Source organism: Plantactinospora sp. B6F1 (assembly GCF_040120695.1).
Lineage (GTDB): Bacteria > Actinomycetota > Actinomycetes > Mycobacteriales > Micromonosporaceae > Plantactinospora.
In genome coordinates, this window is sequence record NZ_JBEEAC010000032.1 from 52,820 (window position 1) to 69,340 (window position 16,521).

Here is a 16,521-nt window from a genome sequence, read left to right on the forward strand (position 1 = left end):
ACCGTCGGCTCGTACCGCCCGCCGGCGGAGTGTCGACGACGCCGGGCGGTACGAGCCGACGGTGCCGCCCGGCGTTACGGAGTACCGACGGTGCCGTCCGGCGTTACGGAGTACCGACGGTGCCGTCCGGCGTTACGGAGTGCCGACGAGCCGGCCGAGCAGGTCGAGTTGGCGGGGATCCTGTAGGGCGGAACCAACCGCCACCACCCGGGCACCGGCGCCGAGGAAATCCGCCGCGTTGTCGGCGTCCACCCCGCCGGTGGCGACGAACCTCACCGTCGGGAACGGGCCGTGCTGGGCCCGCAACCAGTTGGTGCCGAGTTCGCTGGCCGGAAACGCCTTGAGCCAGGTGTGCCCGGTGCGGAGCGCCTGACCGATCTCCGAGGAGGTGGCCACCCCGGGCAGGTGGGCGAGGCCGAGCCGGGAGCATTCGGCGGCCACCTCCGGGTCGTATCCGGGCGCGACCGTGAAGACCGCGCCGGCCTCGTACACCGTCCGGGCCTGGTCCGGGGTGATGACGGTGCCGGCGCCGACCGGCCGGTCCCGGTCCCGGCCGGCGGCGATGGCGGCGTGCAGCGAGGGCAGCGCGTCCGGGCTCTGCACCGGTACCTCGACCACGTCGATTCCGGCGTCCCAGGACCGCTCGCAGAGTTCGACCGTCCGGTCCGGATCGAAGCCGCGCAGGATCGCCATCACCGGCTGGTCCGCGAAGAGGGTGTCGAAGAAGGTCGTCGACGGGTTGGGCACGGTCACTCCGTTCACGGTCGGTGTCCTCCTGTCCAGCCGAGATCCCGGGATATCGCGGCGCAGGTTCCGGTCAGCTCCGGCAGGTGCTCGCGGAGCCGCTCCAGCGGGGCCAGGGCGCGCAACGCGGTGATCGACACCGCGCCGACCACCCGGCCCCGGGCGTCCCGGACCGGTACGGCGACGCAGTTGACGAAGTTCTCGAACTCGCCGTCGTCCTCGGCCCAGCCGCGCTCGGCGATCCGGGCCAGCTCCGCCCGGAACCGGGCCGGGTCGGTGATCGAGGTGTCGGTGTGCCGGGGATAGGTCAGCCGGGCCAGGAAGCGTTCCCGGGCCGGCTCGTCGAGGTGGGCGAGGATAGCCTTGCCGACCCCCGAGGTGTGCGGGTCGACCGGCTGGCCGACCCGGGACCGCATCCGCAGCGCCCCGCGTCCGTCCACCTTGGCCACGTAGACGATCTCGTCGTCGACGAGTTGGGCGAGGTGCACCGTGTGGCCGTGCCGGTCACCGAGCCGGACCAGGTGTGGGTGGGCGACCGGGTGCAGGTCGAGCTGCTCCACCGCGTGCTGCGCGATCGCCACCATCCGGAACCCGATCGTGTACCGGCCGTCGACCGGGCGGGCGAACCCGCCCCGTTCGAGGGTCTGCACCAGCCGAAGCGCGGTCGACCTGTGCACCCCGAGGTCGTCGGCGATCTCGCCGAGCGAGCGGGGCCGTTCGGCGAAGAGTTCGATGATGCGCAGGGCGCGCTCGACGGTCTGGGACATCGTCCTATCTCCGCCCGGCCGGGGCCCGACCGGCGGGCCGGTGCCAGTCGTCCGGCGTGATGCCCAGCACCGCGCAGATCGTGGGCACCGGTGGAAGTTCGGCGAAGTCCGAGACGGAGCCGAGTGCGGCACCGGCGACCAGGTGTCCGAGCCTCAGCCGGGCGGCGGGGTCGAGGCCGCGCAGCGCGCCGGAGAGCCACCCGGCGGCGAAGGCGTCGCCGGCGCCGACCGGTTCCACCACCTCGACCGGCCGGGCCGGCTCGACGGCGACCCCGTCGGCGGAGAACGCGACCGCCTGCACCGGGCCGTCCTTCACCACCAGGGTTGCGGGGCGATCGACCAGGGCGCGGACGTCCTCCGGCGCCTTGACGTCCCAGAGCCGCGCCGCCTCGTCCAGCCCGACGAAGACCACGTCGGCGGCCTGGGCCAGCCGGAGCAGCTCGGTGGCGGCGGCGGAGAGGTCGGGCCAGAGCGCGGGCCGGTGGTTGACGTCGAAGGAGACCAGCCGCCGCCCCGCCGGCCGGGTACCGAGCAGCCGCTCGACCAGCCCTCGACAGCTCTCCGAGAGCGCCGGGGTGACGCCGCTGAGGTGCAGCACGGCCGCCGGCACCGCCTCGACCCGGTCCGCGTACCCCGGATCCATCCCGGCCGCGGCGGAACCGCGCCGGTAGTAGTAGACCTTCGTGCCGTCCGGGCCGGGGTCCTTGAGGTAGACGGCGGTCGGCCGGGTCGCGTCGACCTCGACCAGCGAGGTGTCCACCCCGGCCGCCCGGACCTCCCCGACGACCAGCTCGCCGAGCGGGTCGGCGCCGACCCGGCTGGCCCAGCCCGCCCGGTGGCCGAGCGCGGCGAGGAACATCGCGACGTTCGACTCGGCGCCGCCGGCCCGGAGCACGAAGGTCGACTCGGCGTCCAGCCGCCCGCCGGGGGTCGGGGTCACCATCGCCATCGTCTCGCCGACGCAGACCGCGTCGAGCGACGCCGTCGGTTTGCCGTCAGCCGTCGGCTTGCCGTCAGCCGTCGGGACCGGGGTCATCGGGCTCCCCTCTGGTGCACATGTTGCACCTGATGCTCAATATCTGCACCACCTACCGAGCCCACTCTAGGTCAGCGTGCCCCGACCAGCCACGGTGGGCCGCGTGGCAGTGCCGAGGTACCCTCCGGCGATCCCCGGCCCGGTCAGTGCGATGCGTCGAGCGGGCCCAGCCAGCGCAGGTGACCGTCGACCCGGAGCAGCGGTACGGGCACGCCGTCCGGGCCGTGCATCGCCAGTTCGCCGCGCGGATCGGCGACCTGCCCGGTGTGCGGCGCCGACGGCGGCTCCTGCCAGACGTGGTAGAGCGGGCCGCCGTCGCCGATCGAGTCGATCGCCCGGTCGAAGGCCGCCCGTCGAGCCGCCGGCACGTGCATCCGGGTCGCCGCGTGGAAGACCACCCTCGGCTCTCCGGGTGGCAGGCTGCGCGCCAGGTCCGGGCAGATCCGCACCGCGTCACCGGCGACCATGACGGGCGGCTCGGTCGCCACCGCGTCGAGGGCGGCGTCGAGCAGCGTCGCCGCGTCCCCGTTCTCCGGCCAGACCAGCGCCCGCAGCCAGCACCGCGCGTCCTCGTCGGCGACGTGGACCGGATTCAGGTCCACCCCGGTCCGACTGGCGATCGGCGGTACGTCGTCCAGGTCCGGTGGCGGTGTCCGACCCAACCAGCGACTGTCCAGGGTGACCGTGGCGTCGACCGGCCCGAACGCCCGGTCGCCGACGAGGTAGCGGTAGCGGTCGACCTGGAGGTGGATGCCGGCGCTCGCACCGACCTCGACCAGGTGCACCGGGTCGGCGCAGCGCTGCCCGATCACCCAGAGCGCGTACCTCAGCGCGACCGCCCGGCGTACGACGTTGGTCTGCACCAGGCGGGTGCGGACGAGTGCGCCGAGTTCGGCCCGGTACCGGCGGCAGAAGTCCCGCAGCACCGGCCCGGCATCCGCCGGATCGGCGGCCGACGAGCCGACCAGCGACGGGTAGAAGCCACGCAGCGGATGCCGCACCCCGGCCAGCAGCAGGTAATGTGCGGCTCCGAAGAAGAGGTACGACGCCTGCTGCCCCGGCCGCCTACCGGTCAGCAGTTCCAGGGTCGACCGGTCCCCCGCCACCACCGGGCAGAGCGCCTGGTAGAGCGGGGAGGTGACGAAGGTGGCCGGCGCGGCGGCGAAGTGTTCGGAAAGCTCGTCGATCTCCTGCGCCGTCGCCATGTCCCTCGTTCCGCATACAGGTCCGTCGAACGGTCCGCGCCCAACGGGTTGTCGGCGGCCGCGGTACTTCCGGACGTCCTCCCGGTACCGGACGTCCTCTCAGTATCCGATCCGGCGCCGCCCAGGGGGCTGTGAGCCGCAGCACCTCTTGATCACTCGGGGAATGTGCCGGATCACCAGCGGTTGGAGGCAGGTGTGATCTTTGCTGTTCCTGCTCAGACCTACCACCAGCAACCGGGAAGGACGCCATGAGCGCCGCCGCCGCGCACGTCGAGGCGTCCGGGCCGCCCGCCACACCCGGCGACCTGATGACCGGCCGCGAACGGCTACGGCTCGTCCTCGTACTCGGGGCGCTGATCGCGATCGGGCCGTTGACGATCGACATGTACCTGCCGGCGCTGCCGGCGATAACCGCCGACTTCGACACCGCCGAGGCGGCGGTCCAGTTGACCCTCACCGGCACCCTGGCCGGGCTCGCTGTCGGCCAGCTCATGATCGGCCCGCTCTCGGACGCGGTCGGCCGGCGGGTCCCGCTCCTCGCCGGCCTGGTGCTGCACGTCATCGCCTCGGCGCTCTGCGTCGTCGCCCCGAACATCGGCACGCTGGGCGTGCTGCGGGTGTTGCAGGGGCTCGGCACCGCCGCTGCCTCGGTGGTGGCGATGGCCGTGGTACGGGACCTGTTCAGCGGAACGGCCTTCGCCAGGATCTTCTCTCGGCTGATGTTGGTGATGGGCGCCGCCCCGGTGCTGGCACCCACCCTGGGCAGCGCGGTGCTGGGCTGGACCGACTGGCGCGGAGTCTTCATCGCGCTCGCCGTGATCGGGATCGTCCTGGTCGTCCTCGCGGCGTTCAGGCTGCCCGAGACGCTGCCGGTGCACCGGCGGCGCAGTGGGGGCGTACACGGCACCGTCCGGGTCTACCGCTCGCTGCTGCGGGACCGTACGTTCGTCGGGCTCGTCGGAGTCGCCGGGCTGGCGATGGCGGCGCTGTTCGCGTACGTCTCCGGGTCCTCCTTCGTCTTCCAGGAGGAGTACGGCCTCGACGAGCGGCAGTTCGGGATCGTCTTCGGCGCCGGCGCGGTGGGCCTGATCGGGGCCTCCCAGCTCAACGTCCGGCTGCTGCGCCGGTACACACCGCAGCGGATCCTGACCACCGCCCTGACCGTCGGTACGCTGGCCGGGCTCGTGCTGCTCGCCGTCGCCGCGACCGGGTTCGGTGGGCTGCCCGCCGTGCTGGCCTCGCTCTGGGTGGTGCTCGCCGCCTCCGGGCTGGCCATGCCGAACGCGCCGGCGCTGGCGTTGAGCCGGCACGGTGAGGCGGCCGGCACCGCCGCGGCGCTGCTCGGCGCGGTGCAGTTCGGCATCGGCGCGCTGCTGGCGCCGCTGGTCGGCGTCCTCGGCAACGGCAGTGTCGGGATGGGGCTGGTGATCGCCGGTGGCATGGCCGCCGCGCTGGCCGTGCTCGTCCTGGTCGTCCGCCCGGCCCGCCTCCCCGCCGTCCCCGCCTCGGAGGCCGTTTCCGTCTCGGAGGCCATCCCCGCCTCGGAGGCCGTGCCCGTCTCGGAGGCCGTGCCCGCCTCGGAGGCCGTTTCCGTCGCGGAGGTCGCCGCTGCCTCGGACGTCGGCCCCGCCGCCCGTACCTCGGTTCGGGCCATGAGCGAGTAGCGTCGTCCGGCCCGCTCCGGGCGGCCGGACGCTAACTGATCATGAGCGGCGGGGGTTGCGGACAGCCGGGCGTCGGTTGCGGGCCGCCGGCCGACGGGAGCGGGCGGCCGGGCGACGCCAGTGCGTCGGGTGCCGCAGGGCCGGCGGCAGGCCGGTCCGGAGGTCGCCGGCCGCCGCGTCGACCTGAGCCTGGGTGAGGAAGATGCTGCCGGTCAGCTCGGCACCGCGCAGGTCGGCGCCGCGCAGGTCCGCCCCGGTGAGGTCGGCCAGGGTGAGGTCGACGCCGCGCAGGTCGGCCCCGATCAGGTAGGCGCCGCGTAGGTTCGCGCCGACCAGGTCGGCACGGCGCAGATCGGCACCGATCAGCTCGGCGCCCCGCCGGTCGGGCCCGCTGCGTCCGGCCCGGGACCTGATCTGCTCGCTGGCCCGCAGCAGCAGTTCGTTGACGGTACGGCGGTGGGCCGGAACGTCCAGGGCGACCAGCGAGGACGGATCACCGTCGGCGAGCCGTTCGGTCGCGGCCCGGACGGTGGCGAGTTCGGTGTGCAGCGGCTCGGTCGGACGCAGTGCCAGCGCCTCGGTCAGGTACCAGAGCAGTTCGTGGAGCTGCCGCACCACCGGGAAGACCTCGACCATCCCCGCCGCGACCTCCGGGTCGGTCCGCCAGTCCCGCCCCTGGTAGGTGACCTGGGCGACCTGCTGGCCGGCGCCGAAGCAGTCGAAGACCGTACACCCGACGAAGCCGCGCTCCCGCAGGTCGCGGTGGATGCCGCAGCGGTGGTCGGAGCGGAGGTTGGGGCAGGGCCGCCCGGCGGGCTTGTCGATGGCGAAGTCCGACGAGGCGGCGAAGGCCGGCACCACGCAGCACAGCCCGAAGCAGCGGTCGCAGTCGGCACGCAGCTCTCGCGGCCGCCCGGCCGGTCCGCTCGACGGGCCGGCCGCCCCGCTCGACGCCCCGCTCGACGGACCGCTCGACGGACCGGCCGACGGACCGGCCGACGGACCGGCCGACGGACCGGTCGGGCTTGCCACGGGCTCGGAGGTGCCGGACACGTTGGTTGATCTCCAGGTCGCGCGGGCCGAACGGTGGGCTCCGACGTGCTCCGCGCCGACCCACCCGGTGGTTGAGCTGGGTAAAGGGTACCTACCGGGCGGGCCGGACGGAGACGGCGGTGGTCGCGGCACCGTGCTGGCACCGTGCTGGCACGGTGGTGGCACCGGGCGAGGTCAGCCGGCCGTCGGCGCGGGTTCGGGCTCGCCCTGCGGCAACGGCTCGCCGGTCTCCAGCAACGTCTTGAGGCTGGAGAGCAGCTCCGACCAGCCCTCGCCGATGCTGTCCAGCAGCGAACTGTCCGGTGCGAAACCCTGGTGTACGACGGTCAGCCGCACCGCCCTGCCCCGGGGCTCGATCTCGAAGCTCACCCTGCTGCGCGGCTCGTCGGCGAGCTTGGCCACCTCGGCCGGATCCATCTCGTACGCCTCGGCGAACTCGGGGCTGAAGTCGTGCCAGGCGTACGACAGCCGGCGGTACGGCTCGGCCTCCAGCACGACCTGTTCCGGACCGCTGATGCGTACGCCGTTGTGCACCCAGACCATCTCCGAGCCGACCCGCCAGTCGGTGTCGAAGGTGACCCCCCAGTACCGGCTGGTGAAGGCCGGATCGGTCAGCGCCTGCCAGAGGCGTTCCGGGGTGGTGCTGATGTAGCTGGTGTAAACGAATTCACGCTCGCCCATGGGTTCCTGCTCCAATGCCCTCTTGAGGTCGGCGAGTGCCTGCACCCGCCTCTGGTCGTACCGGTGGATCCAGCGGTCCGCGATGGCGTTGACCGGCTCGGCGTTGAGGTAGTGCAACTTCTCCCGGCCACGCCGGAGCGTGGTGACGAGGTTGGCCGCCTCCAGCACCGCGAGGTGCTTGCTGACGGACTGCCGGGTCATCGCGAGCCCGACGCACAGCTCCCGGAGGCTCTGCCCGTCCCGGGTGTTCAGGCTGTCCAGCAGCCGCCGACGGCTGCCGTCGGCGAGTGCCTTGAACACCTCGTCCACCCCGTCACCTCCAACATGCAACCAACCAGTTGCCTATCAACATAGGCAGCCATTCGGCTGCCTGTCAATCTCGCCGGCCCGCCACCACCACGGCGTCAATCGGCAGCGCCCTGCCCTTGGGTAGCCGACCGTTCGATGTCGCGCTGCACCCGGTTCATCCCGTGGAGCCAGCGATCCGGGTCGGCGGCCCGCCGGGCGTAGTACGTCGCCACCTCCGGATGCGGCAGCACCAGGAACCGGTCGTCGGCCAGCGCCGCCACCACCAGCTCGGCGACCTGTTCCGGATCGACCGCCCCGGCGGCGAGCAGGGCGGCGCCCGGACCCTCGCCCCGCTCCAGCATCGGAGTGCGAACCCCCTGCGGGCAGAGCGCCTGCACGACGACGCCCCGGTGGGCGTAGCTCACCCGCAGCCACTCGGCGAAGGCCACCGCCGCATGCTTGGAGACCGAGTACGGAGCGGCGCCGAGCAGGGTCAGCAGACCTGCCGCCGAGGCGGTGACGAGGAGCCGGCCCCGCCCGGCCGCCAGCCAGTCGGGCAACAGTTCCCGGGCGGCGTACACCTGGGACATCGTGTTGACCCGCCAGGCGCGCTCCCAGGCCTCGTCGGCGGCGTCCAGCCCGCCGGTGCCCGGCACCCCGGCGTTGGCGCAGAACAGGTCGATCCGGCCGAACCGGTCCCGGGCGTACCGGACCAGCGCGGCTACGGCGCCCGGGTCGGCCATGTCGGCGGGGAAGACCTCCGCGCCGTTCCGGGCCGCGACCGCTCGGGCCGCGTCGGGGTCCAGGTCGTTGACGAGCACCCGGGCGCCCTCGGCGGCGAACCGGGTGGCCAGCGCCGCGCCGATGCCGGATCCCGCCCCGGTCACCACGACGGCCGCGCCGGGCAGGGCGAGTCCGAGGCCATCCGCGTCCACAGGGCAGACAGTATCCCGGTAAAGCTGGCACCGGATGCCCCGGAGAGCCGCGCGGCCGACCCGGAGAAGCCGGCCGGTGGGGGCTGGCGGGCCGGGATCGGCCGGTCGCCGAAAGGCCCCGTCAGGCGTGGTGAAAAGCTGGCAGGTATGAGTTCCGACAGCGCACCATCCGCTCCGCCGGTCAGCACGAGCCCGAACGACCCCGACGACGAATCCGGCACCTTCGCCGACCTCGGGCTGCGGACCGAACTCCTGGACGCGCTCGGCACGCTGGGCTACGAGGAGCCCACCGCCATCCAGCGGGCCGCCATCCCACCCCTGCTGGCCGGTCAGGACCTGCTCGGCCAGGCCGCGACCGGGACCGGGAAGACCGCCGCGTTCGCGCTCCCGCTGCTGCACCGGCTACCGGACGGGCAGCGCTCCAAGGCGCCGGTGGCGCTGATCCTGGTGCCGACCCGGGAGCTGGCCGTGCAGGTCTCCGAGGCGATCCACCGGTACGGCCGGGACCTCGGCGTACGGGTGCTGCCGATCTACGGGGGCCAGCCGATCGCCCGGCAGCTGCGGGCGCTGGACGGCGGGGTGGACGTGGTGGTGGCCACGCCCGGACGGGCCCTGGACCACATCGCCCGGGACACCCTGCGACTGGACGGCCTCGCCACGGTGGTGCTGGACGAGGCGGACGAGATGCTCGACATGGGATTCGCCGAGGACATCGAGGCGATCCTGCAACACGTACCGGAGCAGCGGCAGACGGTGCTCTTCTCCGCCACCATGCCGGCCCGGATCGACGGGATGGCCCGGCAGTACCTGCGGGATCCGGCCCGGATCGAGATCGGCCGGCAGCCCGCACCCACCGGGACCGCCCCGCTGGTCCGGCAGACCGCGTACGTGGTCGCCCGGGCGCACAAGCCGGCCGCCCTCGGCCGGGTACTCGATGTCGAGGCGCCGACCGCGGCGATCGTCTTCTGTCGCAGCCGTGAGGAGGTCGACCGGCTCACCGAGACCATGAACGGTCGCGGCTACCGGGCAGAGGCGCTGCACGGCGGGATGACGCAGGAGCAGCGGGACCGGGTGATGGGCCGGCTCCGGGCCGGCACCGCCGACCTGCTGGTGGCGACCGACGTGGCCGCGCGAGGGCTGGACATCGAGCAGCTCACCCACGTGGTCAACTACGACGTGCCACCAGCCCCGGAGTCCTATGTGCACCGGATCGGGCGGGTCGGCCGGGCCGGCCGGCAAGGGGTGGCGATCACCCTGGCCGAGCCCCGGGAGCACCGGATGCTCAAGACCATCGAGCGGACCACCGGGCAACGGATTTCGATCGACAAGATCCCGACCGTCGCCGACCTGCGGACCCGACGGTTGGAGATGACCCGGGCGGCGCTGCACGAAAGCCTGCTGGAGGACGACCTCGCACCGTTCCGGGTGATCGTCGAGACCCTCACCGACGAGTTCGACGTGATGGAGGTGGCGCTGGCGGCGGTCAAGCTGGCGCACGAGTCGGCCGGCGGCCCGGTCGACGAGGAGGAGGACATCCCGCAGGTCGCGTTCCGGGCGGATCGGGACGGCCGCTCCCGGCGGGACGGCGGTCGCGACGGCGGCCGATACGGCAGCCGGGACGGCGGCCGGGACGACCGGCGCGGCGGGCGGCCCCGCCCCGGCGACATGGCCTGCCTGTTCATCGGGGTCGGCCGGCGGGCCGGCATTCGCCCGCAGGACCTGGTCGGGGCGATCACCGGCGAGACCGCGGTCAGCGGCCGGGAGATCGGCTCGATCGAGATCACCGACCGGTTCTCCCTGGTGGAGGTGCCGAGGTCCGCGGCGAACGAGGTGATCACCCGGCTTCGGCAGAGCACCATCAAGGGGCGTAAGGCGACGGTACGCCGGGACCGCGAGGTCGGCCGCGATCAGCGCGACGGCTGAACCCGAACGGCGGAGTGGCCCGGGCGGGCCGGCATCGGAGGAGGGGCGGGTGGACGGGGCGGATCCGGACCGCTGGTCGGCGGTCGCGGCCGGCTGGACCGACCTGTGGGGCGGCTTCGCCGAGCCGGTCTGGCGGGTCTTGGTGGCGGCGGGTGGGATCGGGCCCGGTTCCCGGGTGCTCGACGTCGGCTGCGGCGGTGGCGACCTGCTCGGCTATCTCGACCGGCTCGGCGCGCAGACCGCCGGGGTCGACCCGGCGCCCGGCATGGTGGCGCTGGCCCGGTCCCGGGTGCCCGCCGCCGACCTCCGGATCGGCGACGCCGAGCGGCTACCCTGGCCGGACCACACGTTCGACCTGGTGGCCGCGGTCAATGCCGTGCAGTTCGCCGCCGACACCCTGGACGCGCTCGCCGAGTTCGTCCGGGTCGCCCAGCCCGGTGGACTGGTCGCGATCGCGAACTGGGCGGAGGGGCGGCACAACGACCTGGACACGATCGAGCGGGCCGTCGCGGACGCCTCCGGGGAGGAGCCACTGCCCGACGGCGAACTCCGGGAGCCGGGGGGTCTCGAACGGCTGCTCGCCGACGGTGGGCTCGACGTGGTGGTGGCGGGGCTGGTGCCGGTCCCCTGGTACGCGGCCGACGACGACGCGCTGGTGCGTGGCGTCCTGCTCGGCGAGGATCCGCAGACGCTGGCCGCGACCGCGTCGACGGTGTGCGACGCAGCCCGGCCGTTCCGGCAGCCGGGCGGCGGCTACCGCCTCGACAACGCTTTCCGGTACGCCGTCGGCCGCACCCCCGGCTGACCCGTCCGGCGCGCCGTCGACCGGTCCACAGCGTACTATCGATTCACGACTATCGATCTGCTGTCTTCCGGACGGCCGGAACTCGCGGGGTGAGCGCGACCATGACACTGCCGCTGTCCGTATCCTCCTCGGCGGGATCCCGTCGGGCCCTGACCGTGCTGGCCACCCTGGCCCTGCTCGCCGGAGCCGCCGCCTCCCCCGCCCGCGCCACCGAGACCGGACGGGTGGACAACCCGTACGTCGACGCGACGGCATACGTCAACCCGGAGTGGTCGGCACGGGCCAGCGCCGAACCGGGCGGGGCGGCCGTCGCCGACCAGCCGACCGCGGTGTGGCTGGACCGGATCGCCGCCATCGAGGGCACCCCCGGACGGATGGGGCTGCGCGCCCACCTGGCCGCGGCCCTGGCCCAGGGCGCCGACCTGGTGCAGCTGACCCTCTACAACCTGCCCGGGCGGGACTGCGACCGCCGGGTCAGCTACGGCGAGCTGGCCGTCGGCGAACTCGACCGGTACCGGACCGAGTTCGTCGACCCGATCGTCGCGGTCCTCGCCGATCCGAGCTACGCGGGCCTGCGGATCGTCACCGTCGTGGAGCCGAACTCGCTGCCCAACCTGGTCACCCACACCTGGCCCCGCCCTGCCGCGACCGCCGGCTGCGACCAGGCCATGGCCGACGGCAGCTACCTCGCCGGCATCGGCTACGCGCTGTCCAGGCTGGCCACGGTGCCCAACGTCTACGCCTACCTGGACGCCGGCCACCACGGTCGACTCGGCTGGTCGCCCGACGGGGCCAGGGCGGCGGCGCTGCTGTACCAGGCGGCCACCACCGCCGGCAGCACCCCCTCGGCCGTGCACGGCTTCACCGTCAACGTCGCCAACTACTCGGTGCTGCGCGAGCCCTACCTCGACGCCGACGACGTCGTGAACGGCGAGCCGGTACGGGACACCGCCTGGATCGCCGGCAATGCCTACGTCGACGAGTTGCCGTACGCCCGACAACTGCGCCAGCTGCTGGTCTCCGCCGGGTTCTCCGCGCGGGTCGGCATGCTGGTCGACACCTCGCGCAACGGGTGGGGCGGCCCGGACCGGCCCGTCGGCCCCGGACCGTCGACCAGCGCGGAGGAGTACGTCGAGGCGGGCCGGACCGACCGGCGCGGCTATCTCGGCAACTGGTGCAACCAGGTCGGCGCCGGACTCGGCGTCCGGCCGGTGGCGGCGCCGGGGGTCGGCATCGACGCGTACGCCTGGATCAAGCCGCCCGGCGAGTCGGACGGAACCAGCGACGTGCTCGGGGCGAACCGGCCGTACGAGCCGATGTGCGACCCCACGTACCGTCCGCACCTGTTCCCCTCGGTGACCAGCGGCGCGATGCGGAACGCCCCACCGGTCGGCGAGTGGTTCCCCGCGCACTTCCGGCAGCTGGTCCAGAACGCGTGGCCACCGCTGTGACCACCACCCGACCGAGCTGCCCGACAGCCTCCGGGACGCCAGCTACGTCTCCCCGGCGCGTTGTCCGGCATCCTGGTCGGACAACTCCGGCCGGCCGCGCTGGTGGCGCCTGGACTGGACCTTCCTCCCGGCCCCGGTCCGGGTGCACTCCTACCACGTCGGCGGGTCGACGAACGGCCACGTCGGCGGGTCGACGAACGATGTCTCCGACCACCGTCCGCAGGAACTGGTGGTCTCGCTGCGACAGCGCGTCGATCCCGGCCGCATCGTAGGCCGGGATCGGCGCTCGCCCCGGCCTACGGCCGGTCGGTGCGTACGGACCGCTACCGGTCAGGACGCGCCGGTGGATGGGGCGGCGGTCGTGCCAGGGTCGGCAGCGGTCACGGCCGGATCGGCCGCAGCGGTCACAGCCGGATCGGCCGCAGTGGTGGTCGGCGTGCCGCCCTGGTCGGTGGCGTCGACGTACCGGACGCCCAGCCGGTCCAGCAGCGGACGGAGGTTGTACATGTCCAGTCCCAGCACGCCGTCGGCGAACTGCCGGCGCTTCTCCTCCTCCTTGGCCTCACGCGCGGCCCCGGCCGCGGCGACCTCTCGGGCCCGTTCGCGCGGCACCACGACGACCCCGTCGTCGTCGGCCACGATCACATCGCCGGGGCGCACGTAGCCGCCGCCGAGCACGATCGGGACGTTCACCGAACCCGGACTCGCCTTCACGGTGCCCTGCGCGGAGACCGCCCGGGACCACACCGGAAAGCCCAGCTTGGTCAGCGCGGCCACGTCGCGGCAGCCCGCGTCGATGACAAGGCCGACGACACCCCGGGCCCGCAGGGAGGTGGCCAGCAGTTCACCGAAGGCACCGTCCGTGCTGGGCGAGGTGAAGGCGACCACGAGTACGTCGCCGGGCCGGGTCTGCTCGACCGCCGCGTGGATCATGAGGTTGTCGCCCGGCTGGGCCGAGACGGTGACCGCCCGGCCAGCGATCCGGGCGCCCGGGTAGATCGGCCGGAGCAGGTGCCCGAGCAGTCCGCTGCGCCCCTGGGCCTCGTGCACCGTCGACACACCCTGCCCGGCGAGTTGGGCGACGGCGTCGGCCGGCGGCGCGGCGTCGCTCCGGACAATGACGTGCCCGGTCACAGCAACTCACTCCCGACCACCGGAAAGACCCGCTGGTACGCCTCGGCGTGGGTGATCGACCGGTCGCCGCCGTTGCGGACCGCCTGCACCCCGCGCCGTACGCCGAGATCCGTGTAGTACGCGACCAGGTGCCCCTGGGCGCCCATGATCCGCATCGCCTCGACCTTGCGGTCGAAGACCGGGCTGATGTCCAGCAGCAGGTTCGGCAGGAACCCGCACTGCTCGGGCTGGTGCGGCTCGAACTGCAACACGTTCGGGGCGCCGATCGGCCGGGTGTCCCGGTCGTGCCCGGCCGCCTGGGCCACCATCCTGGCCCGGAGCACGATCTCGTGGGTCAGCGCATGGTCCAGGTTGTACGGATCCTTGGCCGAGTGGGTGAGGATCACCGCCGGGTTAACCCGACGAATGATCGAGACGACGCTGTCGTAGAGATCGTCCGTGGCCCTCAGCGGGTAGTCCCCGGCGTCGAGGAACTCGATTCCGGCGCCGAGCACCTTGGCCGCCCGGCCCGCCTCGTCGCGTCTCGCCTCCTTGACCCGTTCGAGGGTCATCCCGGGCTGCTTCCACAGTCCCTGCGATTCGCCCTTCTCGCCGAAGGTGAGGCACAGCACGTGCACCTGCTGGCCCCGGGATGCGCTGAGCGCGATGGCGCCACCCGCACGCCAGACGAAATCGGCGGCGTGTGCACTCACCACGAGGATCGGGCCCGGCCCGATCGGAGACGCTGTCATCGACAATCCTTTCCGAGCAGTTCCGCGAGTACGCCCTACGTCCCCGAGCGGAAGCCGCAACGCTTGTCGGAGGCAGACCGATCATAGATGTGTGCCTCATCATTGCCAACAAGATTGTCAACAATCCTGGCCGCCGGACGGTCGGGCACTGCCGCTGGTGGGCGCGTTGAGCTGACAGAGCGGCCCGAGTCGGCACCGGGACGGCGGTGCCGGACAGGCACCGGAATGCCTACCGCAAGCTGTGGCGCCGGCTACGCGACGGCGGGATGCCTCTCCGCAAGCCGTGGACCCGACGACGCGAAGTCGGGGTGCTTCTCCGCAAGCCTCGGACCCGACGATACGAAGATCGCGGCGACCGAAGGGTGCCGCGCGAACGTCGGCCGCGCGAACGTCGTGCGCGGTACGCCGACGCGTCGACGCCGACCACGGCCGGCCAGAGGGCCGCCCGGGCAGGCAGCCCGGCGGGGGGTCAGCCCGGCAGGGCGGCAGTGACGTCGAGTTCGACCAACTGGCCGGGATAGCCGAGCTGGGCCACCCCGAGCAGCGTGCTGGCGGTGGTGAACGCCGAGGCAAGCTGCGACGCCTGGAAGCGTCGCCACACCTCGGCCAACACCTCCCGATCCGCCGTGACAACATAGATCACCGTACGGACCACCTGCTCCGGCCCGGTCCCCACCGAGCCGAGTGCGACCAGGGTGTTGGCGACGATCTGATCAACCTGCGCGCCGAAGTCGCCGGGACCGACCAGCACACCTGCGGCATCCAACGGACACTGCCCCGCCAGATGCGCGGTACGCCCGGCAGAAACGACCGTGACGTGATGGTAACCAGGAGTAACATGCAGGCTCTCCGGGTTGCTACGCGAGATCGTCATGGCACCGATTCTGCAGGGGCGGCGCGTCCCCGGTGGCCAGGGGTATGCCGCCGTGCGCGATCCACCGGCGCCGTGTACAGTTGTCCCCCGTGCGGCACCACGAGCGGTCGGTGTGCGAGTTCCTCGCCCCAACCGTCGTCCGGTGCCGTAATGCAGGTCCGGGTGGCGGAATGGCAGACGCGCTAGCTTGAGGTGCTAGTGCCCGTATAGGGCGTGGGGGTTCAAGTCCCCCCTCGGACACAGTTTCCCCGCATATCTGCGTGATGTGACGTACGGGTGGTCAAAGGGGTTTGACCACCTTCCTGACCAGCCTGACGGCGTACCGAGCCCCGAGGCTGTCTGTCGTGGGTGGTCCTGGTGACTGCCCGGGTCGTCTCTGCGGTGATCCCGTCTTCGGATCACTCCGTACCGAACAGTAAAAGCTCATCAACAAATCGACCGTCTGCTGGTCTGACCTCGACGCGCACGGCGTCGCGATCGTCGGAGACGTACAGGCCCGCTCCGGCGTCGCGGTTACGCCGATCTTCATGACCGTCGAACTACACGCGGACTCGGCGTTCCTCGATCAGGACGAAGAACAACGGGCCCTCGCATCGCGCCTGGCTATCAACGGACACCCGATGCTTAGAGACCTGGCTGCACAGGTCGCGCGAACCGGAGTAGGCCGCGAGCAGGAGACGATGCACCACCTGATCCCGAAGCTTGAGCGTCACCTTGCACAGGTCGCAGCGCCCCCGGAACCACCTGGCCCCGGCCGCTTACGACACGACGCACCATAGCGGCGGGTTCGCCGGTCAGGTTACGGATTACGGCGCCGATGATGCTGCACGGTGGAGTAGCGGCGGTCCCGGCGGAGGGTGAGCGTCATGCCGAGCTCGGCGAGGGTCGGCTGCGGAACGCATACCCCACAGGCTCGGGCCGATCCTCGGGCTGCCTGCGGTGCTCGATCAGGTGCCACTCGCGCGCGCTGCCGGCAACGGCCGCCAGGCTCGGAATCCCGGGCTCTTGTTCTCCGCTCGTGTGCCCTGGTAGTCGCCGCCAAGTGCGAGGGAACAGCCGCAGTCCCAACTGTTCGTTCCGCGCGTGCCGACATTCAGGGGCAGTGAAGTGATCTCAACGACTTTGCGGTAGGTACTTGTACTCGAAATGGGTCAGGTGCAAGGCTGCGGCGATGATGTCTCCGATTCGGCGGGGGCTGGCGGTCGTATGTCGTAGCGTCTTCCATCGTCC

At 72.6% G+C, this 16,521-nt stretch carries 15 protein-coding genes and 1 tRNA gene; 6 read left to right on the plus strand and 10 right to left on the minus strand.

Annotation, left to right across the window (positions count from 1 at the left end; genetic code table 11):
• Window positions 1-132: 132 nt before the first annotated feature.
• The 4 genes from ABNF97_RS28025 to ABNF97_RS28040 all read right to left on the minus strand — a co-directional run bounded on the left by ABNF97_RS28025 (window position 133) and on the right by ABNF97_RS28040 (window position 3,752).
• Window positions 133-762, minus strand: coding sequence for a bifunctional 4-hydroxy-2-oxoglutarate aldolase/2-dehydro-3-deoxy-phosphogluconate aldolase (locus ABNF97_RS28025; protein WP_349340370.1), 630 nt, complete (start codon window positions 760-762; stop codon window positions 133-135).
• The gene (locus tag ABNF97_RS28030; protein WP_130463343.1) at window positions 759-1,511 is read right to left on the minus strand and encodes an IclR family transcriptional regulator domain-containing protein; all 753 of its coding nucleotides are present in this window, start codon (window positions 1,509-1,511) and stop codon (window positions 759-761) included. Before ABNF97_RS28030 ends, ABNF97_RS28025 begins: the two co-directional genes overlap by 4 nt.
• Window positions 1,512-1,515: 4 nt before the next feature.
• Window positions 1,516-2,547, minus strand: coding sequence for a sugar kinase (locus ABNF97_RS28035; protein WP_349340371.1), 1,032 nt, complete (start codon window positions 2,545-2,547; stop codon window positions 1,516-1,518).
• Window positions 2,548-2,690: 143 nt separating this feature from the next.
• Complete coding sequence (locus ABNF97_RS28040) at window positions 2,691-3,752, minus strand: DUF2332 family protein (RefSeq protein WP_130463345.1); 1,062 nt, start codon at window positions 3,750-3,752, stop codon at window positions 2,691-2,693.
• A 248-nt stretch (window positions 3,753-4,000) separates the two neighbouring features.
• On the opposite strand from ABNF97_RS28040, the gene ABNF97_RS28045 reads away from it, so the two are divergent.
• Complete coding sequence (locus ABNF97_RS28045; protein WP_349340372.1) at window positions 4,001-5,416, plus strand: multidrug effflux MFS transporter; 1,416 nt, start codon at window positions 4,001-4,003, stop codon at window positions 5,414-5,416.
• A gap of 39 nt (window positions 5,417-5,455) precedes the next feature.
• On the opposite strand, the gene ABNF97_RS28050 is transcribed toward ABNF97_RS28045, so the two are convergent.
• The 3 genes from ABNF97_RS28050 to ABNF97_RS28060 form a co-directional block, all read right to left on the minus strand.
• The gene (locus tag ABNF97_RS28050; RefSeq protein ID WP_349340380.1) at window positions 5,456-6,316 is read right to left on the minus strand and encodes a pentapeptide repeat-containing protein; all 861 of its coding nucleotides are present in this window, start codon (window positions 6,314-6,316) and stop codon (window positions 5,456-5,458) included.
• Between the two features lie 327 nt (window positions 6,317-6,643).
• A complete protein-coding gene (locus ABNF97_RS28055; RefSeq protein WP_130463347.1) occupies window positions 6,644-7,459 on the minus strand; it encodes a metalloregulator ArsR/SmtB family transcription factor in 816 nt (271 codons plus the stop codon).
• A gap of 95 nt (window positions 7,460-7,554) precedes the next feature.
• Complete coding sequence (locus ABNF97_RS28060) at window positions 7,555-8,373, minus strand: SDR family NAD(P)-dependent oxidoreductase (protein WP_349340373.1); 819 nt, start codon at window positions 8,371-8,373, stop codon at window positions 7,555-7,557.
• 147 nt (window positions 8,374-8,520) lie between these two features.
• On the opposite strand from ABNF97_RS28060, the gene ABNF97_RS28065 reads away from it, so the two are divergent.
• The 3 genes from ABNF97_RS28065 (at window position 8,521) to ABNF97_RS28075 (ending at window position 12,552) form a co-directional block, all read left to right on the plus strand.
• The gene (locus ABNF97_RS28065; RefSeq protein ID WP_349340374.1) at window positions 8,521-10,296 is read left to right on the plus strand and encodes a DEAD/DEAH box helicase; all 1,776 of its coding nucleotides are present in this window, start codon (window positions 8,521-8,523) and stop codon (window positions 10,294-10,296) included.
• A gap of 49 nt (window positions 10,297-10,345) precedes the next feature.
• A complete protein-coding gene (locus tag ABNF97_RS28070) occupies window positions 10,346-11,101 on the plus strand; it encodes a methyltransferase domain-containing protein (RefSeq protein ID WP_130463349.1) in 756 nt (251 codons plus the stop codon).
• 101 nt (window positions 11,102-11,202) lie between these two features.
• On the plus strand, window positions 11,203-12,552 hold the full coding sequence (locus tag ABNF97_RS28075) for a glycoside hydrolase family 6 protein (protein ID WP_349340375.1): 1,350 nt from the start codon (window positions 11,203-11,205) through the stop codon (window positions 12,550-12,552).
• Window positions 12,553-12,882: 330 nt separating this feature from the next.
• On the opposite strand, the gene ABNF97_RS28080 is transcribed toward ABNF97_RS28075, so the two are convergent.
• The 3 genes from ABNF97_RS28080 to ABNF97_RS28090 form a co-directional block, all read right to left on the minus strand.
• Window positions 12,883-13,686 (minus strand): 4-carboxy-4-hydroxy-2-oxoadipate aldolase/oxaloacetate decarboxylase, encoded by an 804-nt coding sequence (locus ABNF97_RS28080; protein WP_349340376.1) that lies wholly within the window; start codon window positions 13,684-13,686, stop codon window positions 12,883-12,885.
• Window positions 13,683-14,417 carry a PIG-L family deacetylase gene (locus tag ABNF97_RS28085; RefSeq protein WP_130463352.1) on the minus strand — a complete coding sequence of 245 codons (735 nt, stop codon included), beginning with the start codon at window positions 14,415-14,417 and terminating at the stop codon, window positions 13,683-13,685. The genes ABNF97_RS28080 and ABNF97_RS28085 overlap by 4 nt, the downstream gene beginning before the upstream one ends.
• Window positions 14,418-14,886: 469 nt before the next feature.
• Window positions 14,887-15,291: a RidA family protein gene (locus ABNF97_RS28090; RefSeq protein ID WP_349340377.1), complete on the minus strand. Its 405-nt coding sequence runs from the start codon at window positions 15,289-15,291 to the stop codon at window positions 14,887-14,889.
• Window positions 15,292-15,447: 156 nt separating this feature from the next.
• On the opposite strand from ABNF97_RS28090, the gene ABNF97_RS28095 reads away from it, so the two are divergent.
• Window positions 15,448-15,531: transfer RNA gene (locus tag ABNF97_RS28095), tRNA-Leu, on the plus strand.
• Window positions 15,532-15,716: 185 nt separating this feature from the next.
• Entirely contained in the window at window positions 15,717-16,070 is a 354-nt protein-coding gene (locus ABNF97_RS34360; RefSeq protein ID WP_502930558.1) for a Wadjet anti-phage system protein JetD domain-containing protein, read from the plus strand.
• Window positions 16,071-16,521 lie beyond the last annotated feature (451 nt).